Source organism: Pseudomonas sp. JL2 (assembly GCF_031570495.1).
Classification (GTDB): Bacteria; Pseudomonadota; Gammaproteobacteria; order Pseudomonadales; family Pseudomonadaceae; genus Aquipseudomonas; species Aquipseudomonas rhizophila.
This window is the reverse complement of record NZ_JAKUDH010000001.1, coordinates 743,962-768,681: the sequence shown is the minus strand read 5'-3', so window position 1 is coordinate 768,681 and position 24,720 is coordinate 743,962. Positions and strand designations below refer to the sequence as shown.

At 58.5% G+C, this 24,720-nt stretch carries 22 protein-coding genes; 17 read left to right on the top strand and 5 right to left on the bottom strand.

The window, feature by feature from the left end:
• Nucleotides 1-6: 6 nt before the first annotated feature.
• Nucleotides 7-1,761: an acyl-CoA dehydrogenase gene (locus tag MKS85_RS03475; protein WP_310662702.1), complete on the top strand. Its 1,755-nt coding sequence runs from the start codon at nt 7-9 to the stop codon at nt 1,759-1,761.
• Between the two features lie 36 nt (nt 1,762-1,797).
• Here MKS85_RS03475 and MKS85_RS03470 read toward each other — a convergent pair whose 3' ends face one another.
• The 3 genes from MKS85_RS03470 to MKS85_RS03460 are packed head-to-tail and all read right to left on the bottom strand — an operon-like array spanning nt 1,798 to nt 4,662.
• Nucleotides 1,798-3,192 carry an ATP-binding protein gene (locus tag MKS85_RS03470; protein ID WP_310662701.1) on the bottom strand — a complete coding sequence of 465 codons (1,395 nt, stop codon included), beginning with the start codon at nt 3,190-3,192 and terminating at the stop codon, nt 1,798-1,800.
• On the bottom strand, nt 3,161-3,847 hold the full coding sequence (locus MKS85_RS03465; protein WP_310662700.1) for a response regulator transcription factor: 687 nt from the start codon (nt 3,845-3,847) through the stop codon (nt 3,161-3,163). Before MKS85_RS03465 ends, MKS85_RS03470 begins: the two co-directional genes overlap by 32 nt.
• Nucleotides 3,847-4,662, bottom strand: coding sequence for a MipA/OmpV family protein (locus tag MKS85_RS03460; protein ID WP_310662699.1), 816 nt, complete (start codon nt 4,660-4,662; stop codon nt 3,847-3,849). Before MKS85_RS03460 ends, MKS85_RS03465 begins: the two co-directional genes overlap by 1 nt.
• Before the next feature lie 330 nt (nt 4,663-4,992).
• On the opposite strand from MKS85_RS03460, the gene MKS85_RS03455 reads away from it, so the two are divergent.
• The 8 genes from MKS85_RS03455 (at nt 4,993) to MKS85_RS03420 (ending at nt 13,463) form a co-directional block, all read left to right on the top strand.
• Nucleotides 4,993-5,697, top strand: coding sequence for a heavy metal response regulator transcription factor (locus MKS85_RS03455; protein WP_047225586.1), 705 nt, complete (start codon nt 4,993-4,995; stop codon nt 5,695-5,697).
• On the top strand, nt 5,697-7,070 hold the full coding sequence (locus MKS85_RS03450) for a heavy metal sensor histidine kinase (protein WP_047225587.1): 1,374 nt from the start codon (nt 5,697-5,699) through the stop codon (nt 7,068-7,070). Before MKS85_RS03455 ends, MKS85_RS03450 begins: the two co-directional genes overlap by 1 nt.
• Before the next feature lie 134 nt (nt 7,071-7,204).
• Nucleotides 7,205-7,465, top strand: coding sequence for a DUF2790 domain-containing protein (locus MKS85_RS03445; RefSeq protein WP_083714399.1), 261 nt, complete (start codon nt 7,205-7,207; stop codon nt 7,463-7,465).
• A gap of 44 nt (nt 7,466-7,509) precedes the next feature.
• Nucleotides 7,510-8,565, top strand: a complete 1,056-nt coding sequence (locus tag MKS85_RS03440; protein ID WP_076384211.1) for an oxidoreductase — start codon at nt 7,510-7,512, stop codon at nt 8,563-8,565.
• Nucleotides 8,566-8,634: 69 nt separating this feature from the next.
• Nucleotides 8,635-9,960 carry an MFS transporter gene (locus tag MKS85_RS03435; protein WP_310662698.1) on the top strand — a complete coding sequence of 442 codons (1,326 nt, stop codon included), beginning with the start codon at nt 8,635-8,637 and terminating at the stop codon, nt 9,958-9,960.
• Nucleotides 9,961-10,282: 322 nt separating this feature from the next.
• Nucleotides 10,283-11,695: an acyclic terpene utilization AtuA family protein gene (locus MKS85_RS03430; RefSeq protein ID WP_310662697.1), complete on the top strand. Its 1,413-nt coding sequence runs from the start codon at nt 10,283-10,285 to the stop codon at nt 11,693-11,695.
• Nucleotides 11,695-12,003 (top strand): DUF4387 domain-containing protein, encoded by a 309-nt coding sequence (locus MKS85_RS03425; protein ID WP_047225592.1) that lies wholly within the window; start codon nt 11,695-11,697, stop codon nt 12,001-12,003. Before MKS85_RS03430 ends, MKS85_RS03425 begins: the two co-directional genes overlap by 1 nt.
• A gap of 83 nt (nt 12,004-12,086) precedes the next feature.
• Nucleotides 12,087-13,463: an MmgE/PrpD family protein gene (locus MKS85_RS03420; RefSeq protein WP_172833793.1), complete on the top strand. Its 1,377-nt coding sequence runs from the start codon at nt 12,087-12,089 to the stop codon at nt 13,461-13,463.
• Here the strand turns inward: MKS85_RS03420 and MKS85_RS03415 are convergent.
• Nucleotides 13,460-14,659 carry a citrate synthase gene (locus MKS85_RS03415; protein WP_076384217.1) on the bottom strand — a complete coding sequence of 400 codons (1,200 nt, stop codon included), beginning with the start codon at nt 14,657-14,659 and terminating at the stop codon, nt 13,460-13,462. The genes MKS85_RS03420 and MKS85_RS03415 overlap by 4 nt on opposite strands.
• Before the next feature lie 336 nt (nt 14,660-14,995).
• On the opposite strand from MKS85_RS03415, the gene MKS85_RS03410 reads away from it, so the two are divergent.
• The 7 genes from MKS85_RS03410 to MKS85_RS03380 all read left to right on the top strand — a co-directional run bounded on the left by MKS85_RS03410 (nt 14,996) and on the right by MKS85_RS03380 (nt 22,994).
• Complete coding sequence (locus MKS85_RS03410; protein WP_139049838.1) at nt 14,996-16,285, top strand: CitMHS family transporter; 1,290 nt, start codon at nt 14,996-14,998, stop codon at nt 16,283-16,285.
• Nucleotides 16,286-16,375: 90 nt separating this feature from the next.
• Complete coding sequence (locus MKS85_RS03405; protein WP_257220708.1) at nt 16,376-17,773, top strand: OprD family porin; 1,398 nt, start codon at nt 16,376-16,378, stop codon at nt 17,771-17,773.
• A 53-nt stretch (nt 17,774-17,826) separates the two neighbouring features.
• Nucleotides 17,827-18,855, top strand: coding sequence for a phosphoglycerate dehydrogenase (locus tag MKS85_RS03400; RefSeq protein WP_139049839.1), 1,029 nt, complete (start codon nt 17,827-17,829; stop codon nt 18,853-18,855).
• Nucleotides 18,852-20,219 (top strand): acyclic terpene utilization AtuA family protein, encoded by a 1,368-nt coding sequence (locus tag MKS85_RS03395; RefSeq protein ID WP_310662696.1) that lies wholly within the window; start codon nt 18,852-18,854, stop codon nt 20,217-20,219. Before MKS85_RS03400 ends, MKS85_RS03395 begins: the two co-directional genes overlap by 4 nt.
• 1 nt (nt 20,220) lies before the next feature.
• A complete protein-coding gene (locus MKS85_RS03390; RefSeq protein ID WP_139049841.1) occupies nt 20,221-20,535 on the top strand; it encodes a DUF4387 family protein in 315 nt (104 codons plus the stop codon).
• An 80-nt stretch (nt 20,536-20,615) separates the two neighbouring features.
• Nucleotides 20,616-21,620, top strand: coding sequence for an alpha/beta hydrolase fold domain-containing protein (locus tag MKS85_RS03385; RefSeq protein ID WP_310662695.1), 1,005 nt, complete (start codon nt 20,616-20,618; stop codon nt 21,618-21,620).
• A 156-nt stretch (nt 21,621-21,776) separates the two neighbouring features.
• Nucleotides 21,777-22,994, top strand: coding sequence for an alpha/beta fold hydrolase (locus tag MKS85_RS03380; RefSeq protein ID WP_047225861.1), 1,218 nt, complete (start codon nt 21,777-21,779; stop codon nt 22,992-22,994).
• Nucleotides 22,995-23,075: 81 nt separating this feature from the next.
• On the opposite strand, the gene MKS85_RS03375 is transcribed toward MKS85_RS03380, so the two are convergent.
• On the bottom strand, nt 23,076-23,570 hold the full coding sequence (locus MKS85_RS03375) for a DoxX family protein (RefSeq protein ID WP_047225600.1): 495 nt from the start codon (nt 23,568-23,570) through the stop codon (nt 23,076-23,078).
• A 231-nt stretch (nt 23,571-23,801) separates the two neighbouring features.
• On the opposite strand from MKS85_RS03375, the gene MKS85_RS03370 reads away from it, so the two are divergent.
• Nucleotides 23,802-24,710: a LysR family transcriptional regulator gene (locus MKS85_RS03370; protein ID WP_173406868.1), complete on the top strand. Its 909-nt coding sequence runs from the start codon at nt 23,802-23,804 to the stop codon at nt 24,708-24,710.
• Nucleotides 24,711-24,720: the final 10 nt, after the last annotated feature.

Here is a 24,720-nt window from a genome sequence, read left to right as displayed (position 1 = left end):
TGACTTATGTGGAGCTACCAGGCGCCTCTGCGCGATATGCAATTTGTGTTTGAGCACTGGTTGCAGGCGCCCGCCACATGGCGTCGCTGTCAGGCGTTCGATGCGCTTGATCTGCCGCTGGCGATGCAGGTGCTGGAGGAGGCGGGGCGCTTCAGTCAGAACGTGCTGGCCCCGTTGAACAGCAGTGGCGATCGCCAGGGTTGCCGTTGGAGGGCAGGCCATGTCAGTACCCCGGACGGCTTTGCCCGTGCCTATCAGGCCTACGTTGACGGTGGCTGGCCAGCGCTGGCTTGTGGCGAGGCGGTGGGTGGACAGGGGTTGCCGCAATTGCTCGATGCCGCGCTGCAAGAGATGCTCTATGCCAGCAACCATGCCTGGGCCATGTACACCGGCATCGTCTACGGTGCGTACCTGTGCCTCAAGAGCCATGGTGCTCCTTGGCTGCAAGAACGCTATCTGCCCGAGATCGTCAGTGGCCAAACCCTGCCTACCATGTGTTTGACCGAGCCCCAGGCAGGCAGCGATGTCGGTCTGCTGCGCTGTCGCGCCGAGCCTGGCGTAGATGGCAGCTACCGCCTGCATGGTAACAAGCTGTTTATCTCCGGCGGCGAGCACGATCTTACAAAAAATATCTTGCACTTGGTCTTGGCGCGCTTGCCCGATGCGCCGTCGGGCAGTCGCGGCATCTCGCTGTTTCTGGTGCCCAAGCGACTGGACGTTGGCCAGGCCAACGGTGTGCGCTGCGACGGTCTTGAACACAAGATGGGTATCAAGGGAAGTGCCACTTGCTCCCTGGTGTTCGATGGCGCTCAAGGCTGGTTGATCGGTGAAGCCAATCAGGGCCTGGCGGCGATGTTCGTGATGATGAATTCGGCGCGCCTGCATGTCGGCCTGCAAGGCCTGGGGCATGCCGAGGTGGCGTGGCAGAGCGCGAGGAAATATGCCGCCGAGCGCTTGCAGATGCGCGCACCGCTGAGACCCGAAGGGGTGCAAGCGCAGGCTGCCGACCCTATTCACTATCATCCGGCCATGCGCCGGGTGTTGCTGGAGTTGCGCACTGCCAGCGAGGGTATGCGAGCCATTGGCTATTGGGCCGCCCATTTGCTGGATCAGGCCGAACATGCCGTGGATCCACAGACCCGGCAGCATGCCAGTCAACTGGCGCAGCTGTTGACGCCGATCATCAAGGCGTTCTTTACCGAACAGGGTTTCCGCCAAGCCAGCAGCTCCTTGCAAGTGTTCGGCGGTTACGGCTATGTCACCGAGTTCGCCATTGAGCAGACCTTGCGTGACAGCCGCATTGCCATGATCTATGAGGGCAGCAACGAAATTCAGGCCAATGACCTACTGCTGCGCAAGGTGCTGGGAGACCATGGCCAGGCGTTTGGCTTGCTGCTGGCGCAGCTGCGCGAAGAGGCGCGGCTGGGTGGCGACTGGGTTGAGTGCCAGGGGTTCGCCGCGGCCCTGGATAATCTCTGCAACTCGCTGGCGGCTGTGGTCGAGGACGTGGTCGAACGGACACGAGAAGACCGCGAATACCCCTATCGAATCGCAGGGGATTTCCTCCAGTTGTGTGGCGTAACGCTGCTGGCCTTGTCCTGGGCGCGGGCAGCACGGGTCTCCAGGGCATTGCCTGAAACGGATCCGCTACGTGCCGGCAAGTTGCAAAGCGCGGGGTTCTTTTTTGACTACCTGCCGTCCAGGCTGGCACAGCATCTGGCTGCTATCGTGGATGCTCGGGCTGCCTTGGCGTTTATCTGAAGGGCGAGGGCGGGGTGTTCGCACGAGGGCGGGTACTCAAACCCGGATAGGGTCAACCAACCGCTGCGGCCAAGACAACTCAAACAGCAGGCCCGGCTCCGCGCGCTTTGCAGACAACATCCAACCATGGGCCCGGGCAATTTCCTGGCAGATCGTCAGGCCAAGCCCCGCGCCATGATCACGGCGATGTGGCCCACGCCAGAAGCGCGTGAACAGGTGCGGCAATTGCTCGCGATCAACGCCGGGGCCCCAATCGCGCACCCTGAGTGCGCCCGCGCTGACGTGCATCCTGACCTCAGTACCGCGGGGGGCGTGTTGAATGGCATTTTCCAGCAGGTTCTTGAGCAACGTGAAGAGCGCGCTTCGATCGGCCTGCCATTGGCCGCCGTCAGGCGTTTCGTCAACCAGAACAAGACGTATGTCGACGGCCTCGGCCATACGCTGCAGATAGCCGCAGGCTTCCCTGGCGACATCGGCTATTTCCACCGTGGCAAAACTGTAATTCTGAACCTCACTGGCTTCGGTCAGGAGCAGCAGTTGCTGGACTTGCCGTGTCATGTGCGCCACATCATCGAGCAGGGCATTGTGCGCGTGACTGTCTTGCATCAGTTCGATTTGCGCGCGAATCAGCGCCAGCGGTGTTTTCAACTCGTGCGCGGCGGTTGCAAGAAACTCCTGCTGGACACGATAACCTCGCTCCAGGCGCGCAAGCGCCTGGTTGAAGCTGGTGACCAGCGGCTCGACCTCGGACGGCACGGTTTTTACCTGCAACCGCGAGTGCAGGGAGCGAGGGGAGATGGCCGCCGCTGACTCCGACACTTCACGCAAGGGTTTGAGGGTGTAGCCCAACGTGAAATAAGCGCAGGCGCCGAAGACGAACAGCAGCACCAGGCTGAACAGCGCGATCCCGGCCCCCATGAATGGCAAGGCAAATCCCCCATGGAGCAAATCCATTAGCCTTTCGCTGGCGGCAAATTGCAGATACCAGGTCTTGCCTTGGTGCTCGACAGCCGCGGTGGCGGCGTACATGACGATGCCTTCACGTTCGAACTTGAATCTCGGTTGTTGCGATGGAGGATTCGATGCGACTGAAGACCAGAACGTCGCGTCGGTGGAGGTCAGGACCACATTGCCCGTTGAATCCAGCACGCGGTGGCCGATTTCCCGCCCCAGGCTATCGAAGGTCCAGACTCGGTCACCCTCGCTGCTGTCGAAGCCGTTGGGCCGGCCAGTGGCATCGAACTGGAGCTTGCCGGCCAGTTCATGGGTGCGCTCGGCGACGTCGGTGGTCAATAAAATATCGCTCTTTGAGGTGACGAGCGCGAGCACCCCTAATGCAATCAGCAGAATACTCAACCCCACGCCGACCACGTAGGCGAGCAGCACCTTGAAGCTGATGCTATTGCGCCACGTCCTCTTGACGAAGGGCATAACCGAGACCTCTGAGGTTGATGATTCGTTGGCGGGAGCCGATGGTAAGCAGCTTGCGGCGGATCCGGTGAAGGGCCACATCCAGTGCGTTAGGCGTCACGGCTTCGCTCAAGCCCCAGCCTGCCGCTTCTATCGCGGTGCGACGCACGATTTCTCCTGGCTTTCGCAATAGCAACAGCATGATCTGCATTTCCGCCGGCGCGAGAGGAATGCTTTGGCCGGCACAACACATGATGCCGGTATCGGGTTGCAGGCTCAGGTCACCATGACTCGGCGCGAGTGGACGACAGTCCACGGGACGCCTTAGCAACGCCCGCACACGCGCGACCATCTCATCCATGGCGAATGGCTTGGGCAGATAATCATCTGCTCCAGCATCCAGGCCTGCGACACGGTCGTGCAGCGCGTCGCGCGCCGTGAGAACAAGGCAGGGCAAGCCATGCCCGGCGTTGCGCAAGCGCTGCAACAAGACGAGCCCGTCGCCGTCCGGCAAGCCGCGATCAAGAATCAGCGCCTGGTAAGGGACCCGCCCGATAGCCGCCCACGCGCCATCGATGCGGTTGACCACATCGACGGCGATGCCGGCGCTCGCCAGGCCTTTGCACACCAGATGCGCCAATCGCTCGTGGTCTTCGACCAGCAGAATACGACTCATCAGAAGCGGTACAGGTAGCCGAAGAGCACGCTGTTGTCGGTAGAACGGTCTACCAGCGGGCTGTCCTTGATCTCATCGGCGAGGCGGGTGGCCTTGACGTCAAGGAACACGGAATGATGGTCATCGAACATATAGTTTCCACGAACGCCAAGTTCGGTATTGAGGCCGGATTTTCCATCATAGGCCGCTCGATCAATGCGAGCTTCACTTTCGCGAACACCAAAATAATAATCAACGTACTTTTGGTCCTGCCATATCGCCGCCACTCGTGGCGTGAGGGTGAGGTGTTCACCCCATTGCCAGGATCTCTCAAGACCCAGGGTGAAGCGCTGGCCCTTGCTGTTGCCCGATACGTCCGTCAGCCACTGGGCGCTGACATCGGCCAGAGGGTTGCGCCACTGCACCTTGGCGCCGGCCCAGAAGCCACCTTTACGATCACTCATGCCATCCAGGAAGCGGGCATCGTCGTCGTCATAACCACTGAAGTCGTATTCACCGACGATGCTCAGATCCAGTTGCTGGGAGTCGTCGAGAGTGAAACCCGGCAGCTTGATCTCGGCGGTAGGGCCGAATACTCGTACGTAGTCATTTTCAAAGTAGATCAATGGTATGGCCTGAGTTTCACGGTCGACGCCCTTGTACGGCTGCTGGCTGCTGACCGCCCCAATGCCAAGGCCCCAGGATGAAGTCGACTCGGCGTTTGCCGACTCAGCGGCGAGCGCGACCATGGATGAGCACAGACCGAGCACCAAGGCTTGAGTGGTGGCAGTCAACCGGATCGCACTTGAAACGGCAGACAGGGGCGTGCAATGCATGGGGTTCTCCAGATCGATAGGATGAAAGCGACCCTATCGTCGAAAAGTTCTTCTTACTGGACACTTACCATCAACCGACATCGATCCCTTCCTGGTAAGAGTCGCCAAGGATTCCCTATCCGATAGTGGGCACCGGTGCCCTGCAGCCCTTTGAATATGCTTGTCAGTCGATTCTGACAAGAATGTCAGCAAGCGGTCAGTTTGCGGACACCTTGATTGTCTAGACTGGTGGAGGGTAGCTACAGGCTACTTTGCAGGTCGTGTGCAAAAATTACCCAAACCTGGATCCCTGATTGCCCGGTTGTCCCGCTTCCCGAGAGGAGTTACCTGATGCGCTTGCTCATCGTCGAGGACGAAGAAAAGACGTCCTCCTATGTGCATCGTGGCCTGAGTGAGCTCGGCTACATTGTCGATGTGGCGAGTAACGGCATCGATGGGCTGCACTATGCGCTGGAAATGGACTATGACGTCGTGATCCTGGATGTCATGTTGCCGGGCAAGGACGGTTACAGCGTGCTGGAGGGTTTGCGCCAGCAGAAGAAAACCCCGGTCATCATGTTGTCGGCCAGGGGGACGGTGGATGATCGCGTTCGCGGGTTGCGTGAGGGCGCTGATGACTACCTTGGCAAACCTTTTTCCTTTGCAGAACTGGTCGCCCGCGTTCAGGCATTGATCCGTCGTCGCACCGCCGACACGGCTGACCTGACCCATCTGCGCATCGACGACCTGGAGGTCGACCTGCAAGCGCGCAAGGTGACCAGGGCCGGGCTGCGGCTGGATCTGACGGCCAAGGAGTTTTGTCTGTTGAGCCTTCTGGCGCGGCACCAGGGAGAGATTCTTTCCAAACTGATGATTGCCGAGCAGGTCTGGGACATGAATTTCGACAGTGACGCCAACGTGGTCGAGGTTGCTATCAAGCGCGTCCGGGCCAAGGTCGATGTGCCTTATTCGCGCAAACTGCTGCATACGGTCCGGGGCATGGGCTATGTACTGGAAAGTCGTGAAGCCGATGCCAGTCAAGGCAGTACCCGGTGATGAAGGGGTCGATAGCCAAGCGGCTGGCATTGATGTTTGCGCTGGCGGTCTTGCTGATCATTTCCATCAGCGCGACGCTGCTGCGCTGCTCATTGAAGACATCGCTCGAAGATCAGATGCAAAACGAGTTGATCCTGCGCCATTCCGTACTTGATCCCGTGCTCACAAAATACGATTCACCGGCATTCTGGGTCGGCTTGCGTGAAAAGCTCGATGGCCTGACGCCCACGGATCAGCGGGTGCGTTATTGGGTCCTGGTTGACGACCCGGCCTACAGCTATGGCGGAGCGATGCCGGACGGCCAGGATTGGTCGAAGCGCCCGGATGGATTTTTCAGCATGGCGATACCTGAACGGGATCGTCCCATGGTGCTGCAAGTCAAGACCATCTCTGCCATGGGTAACCGCCCGGAGTTGCGCTTTATCGTGGGGCTTGATTCAACGCCGTTCATGAAGACCCTGGACCATTTCACCAAGACGTTGATCCTGACTTCGGCGCTGGGCATCGTACTGGTCGCGCTGCTGGGTTACTGGATCGCGCGTTTCGGCCTGGGGCCGGTCAGGCGCCTGAGCCGTCAGGCCAACAGCCTGCCGCCAGGTGATTCAAAGCAGCGACTGGACACCGAGGCACTGCCCGACGAGTTACAGGAACTGGCGGTGTCGTTCAACGGGGCCCTGGCTCGCCAGGAGGCCGCCTGGTGCCAGCTCGAAGGGTTCAATGCCAATGTCGCCCATGAGCTGCGAACGCCGCTGACCAACCTGATCGGGCAGACCCAGGTCGCGTTGGCCCACGGGCGTGATGTGGCTGAGCTTCAGGATCTGCTGCAATCGAATCTGGAAGAGCTTGAGCGCATGGGCACCATCGTCAATGACATGCTGTTCCTGGCGGGTGCCGAAAGCGGGCAGCGTGCGACCGAGCTCAGTGATGTCTCGCTCTACGAGGAGGCGTCCAAGACGGTGGAATACCTGGAGCCTGTCTTGCACGACAAACAGTTGGACGTGGTGATCAAAGGCGACATGCGCGTATGCATCGACCGACGCCTTTTTCACCGCTCTTTGGCCAATCTGCTGCAAAACGCGGCGCGATACGCGGTGCCGCAGAGCACCATTACTGTAAGCCTGGAACGTCTTGGCGCGCAGGCCAAGGTAAGTGTTTCCAATGCGGGTGAGCCCATTGACGAGGTGCACCTGCAGCGCTTGTTCGAGCGTTTCTATCGCGCCGATGTCGCCCGGGCGCGAAGCGACGCACACCATGGCCTGGGGCTTTCCATTGTGCGGGCAGTAGCGTCCATGCACGGTGGCCGTGTGTTCGCCCATAGCAAGGATGGCTTCAATACCTTCGGATTCTCCCTGACCAGCCAGGCAGCCCGCTAGTCGCCGTCAACCGATGGCCGGTGTGGCTCGCCGGCGTTTGACATCTTCCTGTCAGTCAGCAGTCACCTTGACGTCAGTCACCTCCCCCTAGAGTGCTACGACCATCCCGGTAAAGGACAGTCGTGGAGTCCACTATGAACATTCAAAACGTGTCGATCGCCAGTCTTCTGGCATTCATCACTCTGAGCGGTTTGCCTCTGTTCGCCGAAGAGAAAGCGGATGTGCCTGCCTACGAATATGGCATGCCGCTGGATATCGCCAGGGTCATCCGCATTGAAGAACCGGAGTCGCGGGTGTGCGAGGTCGTGCGCGCAAAGATGACCTACGTGAATACACAAGGGGTCACAGAGCGCGTCAGTTTTCTGAAGCAGTCTGAGGTGTGCGTGCTCCAGTGACCGTTCGGCAGTGCTGGTTCTTCATCCAAATAGAGAGCTCAACCATGTGCATCAGAACAGCAGCAACCGAAACGGGCCTTTCAAATAACCTGAGCCGACTGGTGAAGCTGGCTCGAACACTGACCGTTGGCGCCGTGCTGCTAAGCGCGGTGAGTATCGATGCGTCCAGTCGCGTCGCGCCGAAACCGGACTGGTCGACCCGCGACATGCCTTCCCAGGAAGGTCGAATCGTCCTGATCACCGGCGGCACGAGCGGCATGGGGTACGAGGACGCACTGGCACTGGCGCGGGCCGGCGCCGACGTCATCATTGCTGCGCGCAACCCGGAGCGTGGCGCGCAGGCCATCGCGCAAATCAAAACGTCCGTACCCGACGCCAAGGTGCAGTTCGAGGCCGTGGATCTGGCCAATCTTTCATCGGTGCGCAGCCTGGCCCAGCGTCTGAACCAGCGACTGCCGCGCCTGGATGTGTTGATCAACAATGCCGCCGTCATGGCGCCTCCGGAGCGGGGTACCTCCGCGGATGGCTTCGAGCTCCAGTTGGCGACCAACTACCTGGGGCACTTCGCACTGACCGGCCTGCTGGTGCCGTTGTTACGGCAAAGCCAGGACGCTCGCGTGGTGAGCCTTTCGAGCATCGCCGCGGCTCGCGGAACAATGAACTTCAACGACCTGCAGGCTGAGCAGCAGTACCAACCTTTGGCCGCCTACGCGCAGTCCAAGCTGGCCATCCTGCACTGGACCTTTGCCTTGCAGCAGCGCAGCGAGGCCGCAGGTTGGAACATTCGCAGCATCGCTGCGCATCCAGGCGTCGCCGTCACCGAGTTGGTCGCGCGTGGTCCGGGTCTGAACAGCGAGTTCGGCCAGCGATGGGCCAAGGATCGCGATGAGTACCATTCAGCTGCCCAAGGGGCGCTGCCCACGCTGTATGCCGCCACCGCGCCTGAGGCGGTTGGCGGTGCCTACTACGGCCCCACCGGCGACGAGGAAAAGCGCGGCCCGTTGGGCTTCGCCAGGATGCCGCCGGCCGCCACCCATGAGGCGGATGCCGAACGGCTCTGGACCGTCTCCGAGCGACTGACCGGCGTCACCTACCGCTGATCATGCCTTGGGCACGACAATCCGTTGCGTGCCCACTCTCTTGCCTGTTGTCGCCTTCCAGGAGTCTCCATGAGTGCGCCTTCCTACTTGCATCGACTGAGCCTTGCCGTGAACGCCCGTGACGATGAGCTGCGTCCGGCGCTGTGCGGGTTCTTGTTGTTTCTCTGCCTCTTTACCGGCTACTTCATGCTGCGCCCGATACGTGAATCGATGGGCATCGCGGCGGGCGTGGAGAATCTGCAATGGCTGTTCACTGCCACGTTCCTGGTGATGCTGGCGGCCGTTCCGTTGTTTGCCTGGGTCAGTTCCCGGGTCCCGCGCCTGCGCCTCGTTGATTGGGTGTACGGCTTCTTCGGGATCAACTTGCTGATGTTCGTTGAACTGTTCGAGTTTCAATCGGACAGCGTCTGGCTCGCCCGTACTTTCTACGTATGGATATCGGTTTATAACCTGTTCGTGGTGTCCGTGGCCTGGAGCCTGATGGCGGATGTATTCGACAGTGAACAGGCCAAGCGGCTGTTTGCCTTCATCGCTGCTGGCGCCAGCATCGGCGGTCTGCTGGGGCCGGCCCTGAGCGCGGCGTTTATTGAGGCCATTGGCGCCTCGGGCTTGATGTTTCTGGCCGCGCTGTTGCTGGGTGTCACATTTGTATTGAAGCGGGCGCTGATGGGCTGGCGCGAAAAGGGCGGGGCTGGGCGGCCTGGTGCGGCACCGACGCAAAGCCCCGGGCAGCCACTGCAGGGCAATCCGTTCAGCGGTTTGACGGCGGTGCTCAGGTCACCCTACCTGTTGGGGATCGCCGGGTTCGTCGTGCTACTGGCGACGGTCACCACCTTTCTCTACTTCGAGCAGGCGCGCCTGGTGGCCGAACATTTTCCGAGTCGTGAGGCGCAGGTCCGGGTTTTCGGCACCATTGACTTCATCGTGCAGGCTGGCGCTCTGGTGTCTCAGCTGTTCATCACCGGGCGCATTGCGCCGAAGCTGGGGGTGCGTGCGTTACTGGCGATCGTGCCGCTGCTCATGTGCATCGGGTTCGTGGGTCTTGCGCTGGCCCCCGGCTTCGCACTGCTTGCCGCCCTGATGATCGTGCGGCGAATCGGTGAATACGCGTTCGTCCGGCCGGGCAGGGAAATGCTCTTCGCACCCTTGGATGCCGAGAGCAAGTACAAGGCCAAGAACTTCATCGACACCGTGGTTTATCGCGGCGGTGATGCGCTGAGCGGTTGGGCCAAGAGCCTGCTCGACATGCTGGGGCAGGGCACTGGCCTGGCGGCTCTGATCGGCGCGGGCTGCGCGCTGCTGTGGGCCTATCTGGGATGGCAATTGGGACAGCATGCCGATAACCAGCAGCAGGCACGGGGAGTGGCCGCCAGCGCCCGCGCCGTCGAAACATAACCCGGAGTACATAAAAGGCCACGCGGCGGGAGTGCGCGGGGTGGTTCATCATCGCATGAGTCCTGCCGGTCATCGGGTTCCCGGAATGCGCTGGAGATCAAAGTTTTATTCTGAAAAGTGTGCAGGCTCAGACGAACTTTCAGTGGTGTTGAACTTAATCGATAAAAGTATATTTCGGTCAGCGAATTAATGGAGGCGAATGCTCGGAAAGAATGCCCGGCAACCCATTGGGTAACGGGCCTATATTGATAATTTTTGTCCACTTGTCAACACGATTACAGCCCTTATTATTGCCTGACTGAGTGAATCGGAAGAGGGTTTTATGGGGCAGGTATTTGAAGGTTGCGTCAAAGTGATCGTTCCTTGTGGTTCATTAGGGGCGGGCGTTCGTGAAGAAGAAATTACTTATGGACTGGTGGCCGGTGCGCAAGCAATTGCCACGGACGCCGGTTCTACCGATAGCGGAGCTGCGTATCTCGCACTTGGAAAATCGAAGAATAACCGCGGGGCGGTCAAACGCGACTTGACGATATTAATGAAGGCGCAGGCCTGGTCCGGGGTGCCGATAATTGTCGGCACGGCAGGACAGGCCGGTGGCGATCTCAACCTGGACTGGACGCGCGATATAGTCCTGGAGGTTGCAGGAGAGTTGGGCGTCACACCAAAGATTGCGCTCATATATTGTGAACAGGACAGGGATACTGTTAAGCAGATGAACGCACAGGGGCGTATCAAACCGCTGCCGCCTCACGGTGAGCTCGATGACGCTACGGTGGACAGCTGTGAACACATTGTGGCGGCGCTGGGTGTAGAACCGTTCATTGCCGCGCTTGAAGCAGGCGCCGATATCATTTTGGCGGGTCGTTCGACCGACACGGCGGTCATTGCCTGTTATCCGATCTGGAAGGGCGCGCCCTGGGGGCCGTCCTGGCATGCCGGCAAAACGGGGGAGTGCGGTGTCCAGTGCGCCGTTAACCCGACATTGGGCTCGGGAATATTGCTCAGCGTTGATGCGCAGGGTTTCGACGTTGAGCCATTAAGTAAAGACAATCAGTGCACGCCCCATAGCGTCTCTGCACACATGCTTTATGAAAATAGCGACCCGTTTCGATTGGTGGAACCCGGCGGTATCCTGAACGTCGCACAAGCGCGCTACCAGAAGCTGAACGAGCGAGCCGTTCGTGTCGTAGGATCTGAATGGGAGACGATGCCCTACACAATGAAGCTGGAGGGCGCCGCGGCCGGTCTCTATCAGACAATCATGTTAGTGGGTATCCAGGACCCCGATGTACTCAATGATATTGATGGGTTTCATGACCGCCTGCTGGAAGCCCTGTACACCCGGACCTGTCAATCCATCCCGCCGCAGGAGTTGGGAGAGTTTCATATCTCGCTGCGAATGTATGGCTGGAACGGCGTCACCGGCGTAAAACCCCCCGTTGGAACTTTGCCTCCGCCGGAAATAGGCATGCTATTTGTCGCCACAGCAGCGACTCAAGAAATGGCAAATACGATTGCCCAAGCATGCAATCCCTACTTTTTTCACTACCCCAGCGTAATGGGCAAGGAATTGCCTTCTTACGGCTTTGCTTTCACCCCGGCTGATATACCTCGCGGTCAGATTTATGAGTTCAAGTTAAATCACGTAGTGCAATTGGAGGACCCATTTGAGTTGGTGCGTATTCAATGGATCGATCTTTCCGAGTCAACATTGGCTGTGAAGGAGTTGAGTTAATGGTTAAGTTGCGTGATGTATGCCGACATGTTCGATCCAAACAAGCCGGGCCGTTCTGGATTACCTTCGATATATTTTTTGACGGGCGTGAAAACTTTGAGCGTTACTCACAAAGTGCAGCACTTTCATCGGCGCAATTCGCAAGGCTCTATGGCACCGATCCGGCACGGGTGAAACATATTCCCGTTGCTGACCTGGAAATGGTCAAGATTTCCTACCCTCGCGCTACGCCGCAAGGCGGGATGGTGGAGCGCGACATGCATGCCGGCCAGCAATACGTACGTTTACTCGACGTCATTCTGGACTGAGAACCGCACGCGTCACCTGGCAACAGGTGATGCCGTCGCCGCCATCGGCGCAGACCCAACCCTGGTGCAGAACAGAGGCAACCATGAGCAATACGACTATTGCGCTGCAACTTGCAGAGTACGCGCATAAATTCAGGCATCAGCGACTGCCCGAAGAGATCATCGCGCTGGTGCGACAGCGCTTCATTGACAGTCTGGCGTGCATATTGGGGGCCTACGGAGCGGCGCCTGTGAATGCCGCTGTGTGTTATGCGGTTGCCAATCCCGCGCAGGCGTCCAGCGTGTTCGGAACAACTATCCAAACAACGCCAGAGATAGCGGCGTTTGCCAATGGCGTGATGGTCCGTTTCCTGGACTACAACGATGGTTATATGGGGCTGGAGCCGGGCCATCCGAGTGACAATATTCCGGCCTGCCTGGCGCTAGCAGAGGCCGAGGGGGCCACCGGGGCAGAACTCATTTCGGCCATTGTGCTGGCCTATGAGATCCAGATGCGACTGCAGGACGCGGCCAGCCTGAACAAGCGCGGCTGGGACCACGTCAATTACATAAATGTGGCGATGGCCGCGGCGGCTTCCAGTCTGATGAAGCTGGATGTGGCGCAGACCGCACAGGCAATCAATATAGCGTTGAGCGCTCATCTGGCCATGCGCCAGGTTCGCAGTGGATCCCTGTCGGACTGGAAGGGCTGCTCGGCCGCAAACGCTGCACGTAATGCGATCTTCGCTGCCCAGCTATCGCGTCACGGCATGACCGGCCCGTCGCCGGTGTTCGAGGGGGATATGGGGTTCTTTAAATTGGTCTCAGGCCCGTTCGACCTGGATACGGATCGTTTTGGTACGCCCGAGAATGGTGATTACGCTATACGGCGCTCCCTGACCAAGACCTTTCCTACCAACGGTGAGCTGCATACCGCGGTGTGGGCAGCCCTGGACATACGTGCCCGGATTGACGATCTCGATGATATCGCTTGCATCGTTATCCAAACGTCCGAGTTCAACCGTCGAGTGTTGGCTGACACCCCTGAAAAATGGTTGCCCAAAACGCGAGAGACGGCGGATCACAGCTTGCCCTACAACGTGGCCCGGGCGCTGCTCGACGGTGACATCACCATAGACTCTTATTCGCCGGAAAAGATGGCTGATCCCATGGTGGTTGCCCTGATGGGCAAGATCAGCGTGGTGGAGGATGGCGCGCTCACCGCGTTGTTTCCGCGTCATCTTGCCAACCGGGTCAGCGCCACGCTGGTGTCAGGCGAAATCGTCGTAAGCGAGATGATCAGCGGGCCGGGGTCCGTCGAAACACCGATGACCGATAGCGATTTTGAACGAAAATTCAGGAGGATGGCCTCACCTCATCTTGAAGAGTCGGCGCAGGCCAAGGTGCTTGGGTATGTGGCTGAACTTCAACACCAATCCGAATTCACATCGCTGTTTGCGGCCATGGTTGCTTCTGTCTAGTCACTGGCGAGGTGGGTCGCTCTTGGCAGAGTCCCCGTGTACCGAGCGCGGGGGCGAGCGTCATGATGCTGGTTGTATTGCTCGCTGGCGTGGGCTATCCAGCCGATCAATCTTCCGACACCCGCCAGTGCGATTTCCTGCCGATGCAACCCAAGCTTTCTACCGATGAAACTCACCAGGAGAATGAACTCCGGGGGGTATGCGACGAGTTCCGAGGCGACCGAAAAAGCTTTCTGCAGCTTGGCAAATTCGGGGTCGCCCTCGAAGGCAGCGGTCAACGCTTTCATCAGATTGGTAGCACGTGGGTCACTGACTGAGTGGACATTAGGTCCGAACCCGATGATGTGCCCCTCCTGACTGTACCGTTGCAATATCGGTTGGGTGGGATCGGTAGCTGTACAGATTTCCTCGATCATCCTGCTGGCGGCTTCGTTTCTGCCATAGGCGATCTTATGACCCCTGGCGGCCGCGAGTCCCGCGATCGCTGCGTAGTAGGGGGTGGCGCCGGTCGTGGCGGCAACGCGAACGCTGTGAGTGGCGTGGTCCAGTTCATGATCGACGCTGAGGATCAGAAGACGCCTGATCAGATCGGCGTGGGCCGGCGGGGCTGCGCAGGCCTGGGTAATGAATTCGTGCAAGGGTTGTGTGCTTGGTTGGGTCGCGCCCACGACCAACGCGGCAAACCATCTCACAACATCGGCGCCGGTGCGTGCATAGCTGTCGATGGAAAGATCGAAGGCTTTGGGGTTCTCCCTTTGAACCAGCGGGAAAAGTGCAATTGCCTTCTCCGGCGCTGACATGTGCTCATAGATCTTCAGCAGTTTGACGCTATCCTTCGGCGCGCGCGGCAGCGACGGTCCGAAGGCCGATGGCACCTGCCACATCAATCCGGCGACCTCCTCGACCGTGGCGTGGTCGGCGAGCTCGACGACGTCGTGCCCCCTGTAGAAGAGGCCGTCATCGGTGATCAATGTAATGGCGCTGTCCGATGACGACGAGCGCTTTGCAGCGTGCCCCGCGGGGCTTTTCACCAAGCGCTGGATGTCTTCGGCCCAATAGCGACGCTTGGGCGTGTTGGCGATCTTGACGGACCGAATGTTCTTCCGGCTGACGTAGGCATAAAGGGTTGGAAGGCTGACCCCCAGCATTCCAGCCGCTTCTTCTGCCGAAAGGTAAAGGTCTTCTTGATCAGGCATGACGGATCCGAACAGGTTGATGGGGGTTTGTACATATTCATTAAATATACCTGCCTTGCGTCAATGTCTACCAGGATATCCATTTCGTCGTGTTTTCAAAGGGAGTCAGCAATGGACGGTCTACACAGAGGGACCGACGGAGGCGGGCATTGAAAGCCGACCAGCGTCCCTGAGATATCTTTTCACGAGCACGTTTGCCCCAGTATTTGCGGGATGTTGACGAAAAAAATCAAGATTTACAGGGTTTTCTCCCCTATGTAGATTCCTCGGGAGTGGCCGGTCGTTCACATTGATTTGCTACGACATTGATAAAAAAAACAAGAAAAGGTGATAGGCATGGCTTGGTTAGGTTTCGCAATGGTCATCACGTTTATGGCGTTGATCATCAGCAAGCGACTTTCTGCTGTGACAGCGCTCATCCTCATCCCGATTGCTTTCGGGCTGGCCAGCGGCGCAGGACCGGAGTTGGGCGGCATGGTGATGGAAGGCGTCCAGCAAGTGGCGCCAACGGCATTGATGTTGATGTTTGCAATCCTGTATTTCGCAATCATGTTCGACGCGGGGCTGTTCGAGCCCGCGGTTCGCCGGATTCTGCGTTATGTGGGAAATGATCCCCTTCGTGTGGTGCTCGGCACCGCTTTGCTGTCGTCGGTCATCTCCTTCGATGGGGATGGGGCAACGACGGTGCTGATCGTGACAACGGCGTTTTTGCCGCTCTACCTTCGCCTTGGGATGAACCCGCTCATCCTTGCACTGATGCTTCTGTTGACCAATACGGTCGTTAACATCATCCCTTGGGGTGGGCCGGTAGCGCGGGCTGCCAGCGCGCTGCATCTGGATGTCAGCGAGATATTCCTGGGCCTTGTACCCGCCATGTTTGCAGGTCTGGCCTACGCGTTTATCGTGGCAGTGTGGATAGGCCGCAAAGAGCGACGTCGTTTGGGGTGGACGCCCATGGCAAAGGACACTGTGTCTGAAGAGCTGCCTCTACCCCTTATCGAATCGGCCACGCAAAACCCCAGGCTGTTCTGGGTCAACCTGGCACTCACGGCCGCGCTGATGTACGCCATGGGTACAGGACTGGCACCGTTACCCCTGGTGATGATGGTGGGGTTTTCCCTGGCGTTGCTGATCAACTATCCACGTTTGGCGGAGCAGAAAGCGAGAATCGCCGCTCATTCCGACAGTGTGTTGACGGTCATTGCCCTGATATTCGCTTCAGGGGTCTTCACTGGCATTCTATCCGGCACGGGAATGGTCGATGGGATGTCGGCGCGGATCGTGCAGATGATTCCTGATGGCGGCGGGCAGTACTTCAGCATCATTACCGCCCTTGTCGCGCTGCCGCTTAATTTCCTGCTTTCCAATGACGCGTTCTTCTTTGGGATCTTGCCGGTGCTTGGCGCGGCGGGCGCGGAATATGGTATTGACCCGATGCATATCGCCCGCGCCTCGGTGCTGGGGCAACCGGTTCACGCATTAAGTCCACTCGTTGCCGCTGTTTATCTCATCAGCGGGATTATCCAGCGGGACATGGGCGAGATGCAAAGATACTGCTTGTTGTGGGCAATCGGCAGCAGCCTTACGCTCATAGCAACGGCCATCGTTACAAGAGCAATTATTTAAAGATCCACCTGTATTTCTGCCCTGCTTGTTTAAAGCAGTGCCAGCTCACGCCTGCTCATTGAGAAAATAAAAATAATAATTGAGGTGATCATGAAATCGACTAAAGCCGTCGCAATGACATATCTCGCTACGCTGTTTGCATCGGGCAGTTGTTTTTCTGCGAGTATCAGTTATCCGGATAGATTTCAGCATGAAGGCAAGTTGAATGCTTATCTTCGATCCGCGTACATCAATACGCGAATATCCAACGACCTGATTGAAGACCGCTTCGGCGGGTTCTCGACCGGCTCGGAGTTGGGTGGGGTAGGGGTCGGCGCGATCCTGGATTACAACTCTAACTACTGGGGCGGCGTTGTCGGCTTTGATGCGTCCCTGTACGGCGTGGCAATGATCGATTCCGAGCAGGACAGCCGTGACTTGTTTGATAATGACGATGGTTCTAACGGTGGCTTTGCAAAAGTCGGGCAAAGTTACTTGAAGTTGCGCCACGTCGGCGAGGGATGGAACGCAGACTCACAAATAGGCCGAGGCCGATTTGACGCGGGCACCCTGGTCAGCAATGACACGCGACTCGTGCCGGGTTCCTATCAGGGCGCGCGAGCCCATTTCAACCTGACTGACGTGGGCATCGGCCCGCTACCCGGAACGATGGCTTTCGAAGCAGCTTATATCGATCGAAGTTCTCCGCGGGACAGGCAGGCGTTCGGAAAGCTGCTAAGCCAGTCGGGTGAGGACATAAGCAACGTCTACACCTATGGGGTCACCTACGATCTAAAAGCCGTTGAGTTGAGCTATGCCCGTGGTGTGTCAAAGGACTTCAATGAAAATACCCGTTATGGCTTGACCCTGCAGGCACCTATCGGTGAAACGGCAGGGGTCATTTTAGACACCCAGTATTATCAGTTCCAAAAAGCGGGACGGCTGTGGGAGCAAGATTGGTCCGCCGGTGACGCGGCCTATGATAAAGAGGCCACGTGGTTAAACGTCAATCTTGGTTTATTGCTCGATAAGTTGCGCCTGGGTGTTTCTTTCTCCGAGACACACGCCGAACTGAGTAATGGCAACCTTGGCTACGCCTACTTCGATCACGCGGATAACGTGGACGGGAGAATGGATGCGTGGACCCGTTCCGGCAACGATTTCAACAATCATGGTGAAGTAACCTGGCAGCTAGGGGCCGAGTACGACCTGAGCGGTATTTCACTCTTGGGGGCGTCATTGGACGGGTTTAAAGTCATGGCGCTCTATAAGCAGGGAAACTTTGACGCCGTGAACCCGTTCAGTGGTCAGAAGACGGATGTTTGGGAAAGGCAAAACGAATACCGCGTTTATTATCGGTTCGATGACAAAGAATACGCCGGCCTTTCCGTGGGATTGATTTATATCGACTACAGAATCGACCAGGATTTTGTTGCGCTTGTTTCCGCCCAGCCGAATAACGTTGTCAATGGCTCAGAAGCCCGGGTGTATCTGGATTATGCGTTTTGACTGGAGTGTGTTCATGGAATTCGGGTTGTTCAAACTAAGTCGAGAGGTGGGCGATGCCTAAACTTCGTCATCGGGTGGTCGTCACTCAGCGTTTTTTTGATTCGGCGACCCTTGATTTTCTCAAGCATTGCGGTTGCGAAGTCATCATTGCAGAACTTGCGCCGGGAGTTGCCGACGGGAGTTTGAGTGAGCGGCAATTGATCGACCTCCTGGTTGACGCTGATGGGTGGATTTTAGGGCACGCCAATGTGACGGCCAGCCTGCTCGGTTCGCTCCCTCGGCTCAAGGTGATCTCCCGCCGTGGCGTGGGGTATGAGCGCATTGATACGGCGGCGGTGGAAGCGGCCGGAAAGGTCGCAACGATCGCCGTCGGTGGAAATGATGCAAGTGTCGCTGACCATACAATTGCACTGATGCTCGCGGTGTGTCGCAAGCTAAAACAATGTCAGGCGGGGCTGTCTGCCAACGACTGGAGCATTCCCTTGGGCGGTGACCTGTATCGCAAAACGGTCGGAATCGTTGGATTGGGCAGAATCGGCAAAGGCGTCTTGCTGCGCCTCGCCGGGTTCGAAGTCAAACCCCTGATTTATGCCCCTCGCCCAGACAGTTCACAAAAAGCCAACGGGGGGCAAAGCTGCTTTGTAGATCTGGAGACCCTGTTTCAGGAAAGTGACTTCATTACGCTTCATGCCCCCCTTAACCCGCAGACCCGGGGAATGATTGACCGCCGCGCTTTAAAGTCGATGAAAGCTGGCGCCGTGCTGATCAATACCGCCCGAGGTGGCCTGGTGCGCGACGCGGATCTGTTGAAAGCCCTGCAACAGCAAGACATCGCCGGGGCAGGACTCGATGTGTTCGAAAGCGAGTCCGACCCTTCACTGTCGGCAGTGACAGAGCAGCTCATCAAACTTCCCAATGTGGTCGTGACCCCCCATGCCGGCGCCTCTACGGTGGAAGGCTTGAATCGCACCAATTTAATTGCAGCCCAGTGTGTGGTGGCGGTCCTGGAAGGGCGGAGCCCGCCTGGGCACTGTGTCATCGCAGACGGCCGTCGACATACCGTTGCAAAGGAAAATACATGAACGTCAAGATCAAGGTGCTTACACCAACGGGTGCAATCGGCACCGGATTCCCGAGAGATGCGTTTGAGAAGGCGCTTCTGGAATGTCCCGATGTGATTGCAATGGATGCGGGGTCCACCGACTCGGGTCCGCACTATCTCGGTACGGGCACGACAAAGTCTTCTGCTTCGATATTGCGCGCAGAGCTTCGGGTCTTCATGCAGGCCCGGGAAAAGCTGGGGATCCCGCTCATCATTGGCAGCTGCGGAACCTGTGGTTCCGACGCGGGTGTCGATTTGATGCGCGGGCTCTGTGAGGAGGTCGCGGCAGAGCTGGGGCAGACCGTACGTATCGTGGGCATCTACAGCGAGCAGCCAGCAAGTGCTGTGAAAACAGCACTTTTGGAGAAACGGATCAAACCGCTGCAGCTTGATTTTATTGATGATGCCTTGGTGGATCGCTGTTCTCGAATAGTCGCGCTCATGGGCGTGGAACCCTTCATTCATGCGCTCCAGGAAGGCGCGGACATCATCCTGGCCGGTCGCTCCACGGACACCGCCGTCATGGCGTCGCTCCCGATCATGCGAGGGGGACATCCAGGGGCCGCCTGGCACGCCGGGAAGATTCTAGAATGTGGCGCGTCCTGTACCACCACACCCGCCCAGGCCGTGGTCATGGCAACCATTGACGAAACGGGATTCACCATCGAGGCGATTGGTGAGGGGGCCCGGCTTACGCCACGATCGGTGATGGCTCACATGCTCTATGAGAACAGCAATCCCTACGTGCTCGTCGAGCCGGGTGGTGTGCTGGATGTCGAGGGGGCTGTGTACACCGCGATCGACGAGCGAACGGTGCGGGTAGAAGGCTCGATCTGGAAACCCAGTGAAGACTACACCGTCAAGCTGGAAGGTGCGGCGCCTTGCGGGTTTCAATCGGTTGTCATGAGTATTGTCCGGGACACCGAGTACCTTGAGCGCTTCGATGAATGGCTCGCCTGTCTCGATTCGGTGATGCGCCAGCGAATAGAAAAACATCTGAACATCGGATCGGGCGAGTACGACCTGCAGTTTCGCGCGATTGGCAAGAACGCGGCGTTGGGGGACTTTGAGTCGCGATCCGCCACCCCAGTGGAAATAGGCGTCATGGCCCTGGCGACTTCCGCAACGGCCGAGCGCACGAAAGACATCGTCGCTTTGCTCAATCCTTACCTGTTGCACTTCCCGTTGCCAGGTGACAAAGACCTGCCCACCCATGCGTTTCCATTCTCTCCAGCCTCGATGGATCGGGGAGTGGTTTATGAGTTCGTGCTCAGCCATGTGATGGTCGTGGCGAATCCGTTGGCACCTTTTCGATTTGACATGAAAACCATTGAGGCGGCGTGAGATGAATACCATGGAAGCACTCGGCTACGAAATTCGCTCCAAGAACGCCGGCCCCTTCTCTTTGACCATTGATGTGTTTTGTCAGGACTCGGATGTTTTTGCCCGGCTGGCGGGCGAACCGAAACTGCAAGCGCCGGCCATTGCTCAGCTCTTTCGCCGGACCGTCGAGTCGATCAGCGTGTTTCGGATCGATGCATTGAATGTGATCAAGATCAGCCTACCGCGCCCCGTAATACAGGGGGCTCTGCAGGATCGTGATATGCACGGTGCGCAATGGGCCTTCATGGTGAGGGACGCGCTCCTGGAATCCGATTAATCATCAGCGCCAATCAAGGCAGGTCCTAATGGCGCCATTGTTCAGCGTGGCGCCAGACAACCGATAAATCAGAGGTGGCGATGTCCAGGCTCGGTGGGAAGTGCGAAAACCCGAAAGTGGGCGGCGAGGGGACAGACGGGGTGCTCGTCGATCCGAACGAGGTTCATCCAGACCTCATCGGCGTCGCGGCGACGTTACGCCAACTGGGTCTGCTTCCTGTCGTCGAAGGAGAGATTCAGAAGGTTCGCGCGCAGTTGCAACGAATCAGCGCATGGGCGTCGCGACCCAGCGTGCCTTTGTCCTGCGAGCGCATGTTGGAGTTTTCGGTCAATTGTCGGGTTGTTCCGTGCAAGCTGTATTGGCCGCAAGACGATGAGACGCCCTTGCTGCTGTTCTATTGTCACGGCGGCGGGTTTCGACACGGAGCACTCGCCGATTGGGACGCTCCTCTGCGCCAGTTGGTGCGTGACAGCGGCTTGGCGGTGTTGTCCATCGGCTATGCCCTCTCGCCGGAGTACCGTTTTCCAGTGGCGTTTAACGAGGTGGTGTCGATAGTCAGCAGGGTCATCAACCTGGGGACAATCACTCATTGTCCGGTGCGCGGGTATGCCCTGGGTGGGGACTCGGCGGGCGCCAATCTGGCCCTGGGCGCCGCCCTTGCGCTGCGCGACGCTGGAATGGATACGTTGCGGCAGCTGATGTTGTTCTACGGCTCCTATTCCCGAGGTGTTTCTTCCGATTCGTGGCAGAGACTCGGTGGGTATGGCGGGCAAAACTTGTCTGCCAAAACGATGAGCGCTTATTGGGCGAGCTACCTGGCCGAGGATGAAGATGACTGGCGGGTGCAGCCGATCACCGCTGATCTGGCTGGGCTCCCGCCTGTGCGCTTGATCGTCGGAAAACTTGATCCGTTGTACGACGAAAACTGTGAGCTGGCGGATAAGTTGCACGCTGCCGGTGTGGCGACGCACCTGGAAGTCCTTGCGAACATGACCCACGGGTTCCTGCGATTCAATGAAGTTGCACCTGTCGTACGGGATGTGATTTTCACCCAAGCCACTGCGTTGCGTCAGGCACTGGCGTAGTGCGCCGTCCGGCCAGTCATCCTGATCCTGAACACTGACTCTCGTGGCCTCCAGACCATTGTGCTGGGGCCTTCTTCATCATGAGGCGAACGCTAAATGCTGATTCTTCGAACCCTTGCTTCTTCACTTGTGACGCGGATCTGTCTTGGGAGCATCATGACCCTTGCGTTCAGCGCAATGGCTGCCGGTGAACTTCCGGTCGGGCGTGCCGCAGGTGATATGGAGCTTTCTGCGTTTTATCGCTGGCAGGACCCAATGCCCACTGTTCCCGGTGTTTTGCTGAGGAGCGAAACGCTCAAACCGCAGGAGCGGGTGCCAGCCGCAGCGCAAACCATACGCATGCTCTACAGTTCCACGGACCAGCGTTGGCACTCAGGCCAGGTGCCTGTCAGCGGCACGCTGTTCATGCCGAGCGGTCCTGCTCCGTCTGAAGGTTGGCCGCTCTTGGCCTGGGCCCACGGTACGCTGGGGATCGCCGACATATGCGCGCCCTCGTGGACCGGGTTCAGAGCGCGTGACGCTGCGTACATCAATCGTTGGCTGGAGCGCGGATTCGCCGTCGTGGCCACTGATTATCAAGGCCTGGGGGGGCCAGGGCCTCACCCTTATACGGTCTGGCAGGCCGAAGGCAGCTCTGTCCTGGATGCGGTCCGTGCTGCCCGCGCACTCAAGCCCGGTGTGATTGCCAACCGCACGATCCTGGCGGGGCAGTCCCAGGGGGGCGGCGCCGCTCTGGGCGCGTCGATACTCGCCGCCAGCTATGCACCTGAACTCAATATTCTCGGTGCGGTTATCACAGCGCCCAATAGCACATTCCCCGACGGGCCCATCGCGCTTGAGGCGCGCCATTCCAATACGATCTTCCTGTCGTTGGCCACTGGCGGGTTACGCGACAACGCGCCCCGAATAGACGACCTACTGACGCCTGAAGGGCTGCAGCTTCTCGACGTTGCCCGGCAAAGCTGTACGCGGGAAATTGCCCTCAAGTCGCGGGAGCTGAAAATCGGTTCGTTTTCGCAGTTGCTGACCATCAGTGCGCAAGCGTTGAGCGCACTGCGCACGCCCACGACCGATATGCCCCAGGCAACGATCGCTTTTCCATTGCTGATTGCCACCGGCCAGGCCGATGAGACCATCACCCCGGTACGACAGTACGCGGTGGCGGCGGCGCTGTGCGCGGCTGGAAACCAGGTCACCTGGCAAACCTATGAAGGATTGGGGCATGACGGGGTGATGCATGGCTCGTTGAATGAAGCGTTTGCTTTTGCACGCGCCCAACTCGAGGGGCAGGGCTATGATTCGAACTGCGCCACGATTCAGCGGCCTGGGGCGCCGGGTGAAAGGAATCCGAGCGCTCCATTCAACGATGATTGAACACGGGTGAATTCGTTGCTCATTTAACCGCCGTGCTTATCGACTGTCAGCCGATGCCGGTCGATAAGCGTCGCGCAGGCGTCAGAATTCACGCCCCCATAGGCGGTCCAGTGAGTGACGACCTGCCCCCTTGAAGGCGATGTAAGTGAACAGAAAGCCCATCAACACCGGGTATTCGATGCCACGGTCTATCCAGGGCCAGTTCGGGCCAAGGATGTAAGCGATCGCCGCCATCTGTATGGCCATCGCCACCGCCAACGGCCGGGTGGCCAATCCTAGCGCCAGCAGCAACCCACCCAAACCTTCAAGCCAGGCGACGAACAGGCCCAATAGCGCGGGGAATGGCAGATGCAGGACGTTTGCGATCAAGTGAATCGAACCCGCCATGGGATCCGCCATCGAGCCGTGTGAAGTTCCCAACAGCTTGGGCAAGCCATGGGTCACCATGATGATCCCCAGGCATAACCTGAGCATTGCATAGGCGAGAGGCTCGCCCCATTGATAAAAAATACCCAGGGCCGGGACGACCAGCTTCGAGGGCTGTTCAGCATTGGGAGCGTGAGATGTCGGTTTCATCTGAATGATGTCCTGGAGTCGTTTATCAAAAGGTTGACGAGGACAGTGTGGTGTCTTCCTGCCGATGGATAAATCGACGGGGCTGCCATGACCATTCACCTCCCATAAACAATCGGCCCACGCTGGACCTCGCACCGTCGTGAAAGTGATACTGATTGCTTCGATGGGGTGGATTAGTCAGGCATCGCGGGTAAGACTGTTCATCTCTCACCAATAAAAGGGCGTCACACGATGGACAAATTCGATGCCTTGCAACTGTTCATCCGCATCATCGAGCAAGGCAGTTTTACTCGTGCCGCCAATGGTCTGAATATCCCGCGGGCCACAGCTACGCTGGCCATCAAGGAACTGGAGCGGCAGCTCGGTGCGCGTCTGCTCGAGCGTACAACCCGGCGGGTGCGGCCGACACTCGACGGCCAGGCCTTCTATGAGCGATGCAAGGCTGTGCTCGCAGATCTGGAGGACGCCGAGTCTTCACTCAGCACGGTCGTGGCGAATCCGCGCGGCACTTTGCGTCTGGATTTGCACGGGACCCATGCGACTCGGATCATCCTTCCGAACATCCAGGATTTTCATCGGCGCTATCCCCAAATCAACCTGGTCATCAGCTGCGGCGACCGGCTGGTGGATCTGGTGAGCGAAGGCGTCGATTGCGTGGTCCGTGCCGGTAATCCGCGTGATTCTTCGCTGGTGGCCAAGCGGCTGGCGTTGATGCCTGAAGTGGTCTGTGCCAGCCCCGGCTATCTGGCCGAACACGGCACGCCTATGTTTCCACAGCAGCTTGCTGAACATCAGGCCGTGGGCTTTTTTGCCAGCAATCACGACATACGTTACCCGTTCACCTTTGTCATTGACGGCCAAGTGGTCGAGCTGGAGCCGGGGGGCTGGATTTCAGTGAATGACGCCGAGTCATACTGCTGCTGTGCGTTGAACGGCTGCGGACTGATCCAGGTGCCGCGCTTTCGCGTGGAGCAATACCTGGCGTCAGGGGAGTTGGTCGAGGTCCTCGGTGGCTGGCCCAGTCCCGGACTCCCGGTTTCGGTGTTGTATCCCTATCACCGCCAGCTCTCTCCACGACTCAAGGTGTTTGTCGAGTGGGTGAGCGCCCTGTATGCCGAACGCTTTGGCCCGCTGACCTGAAGGCCTTCGC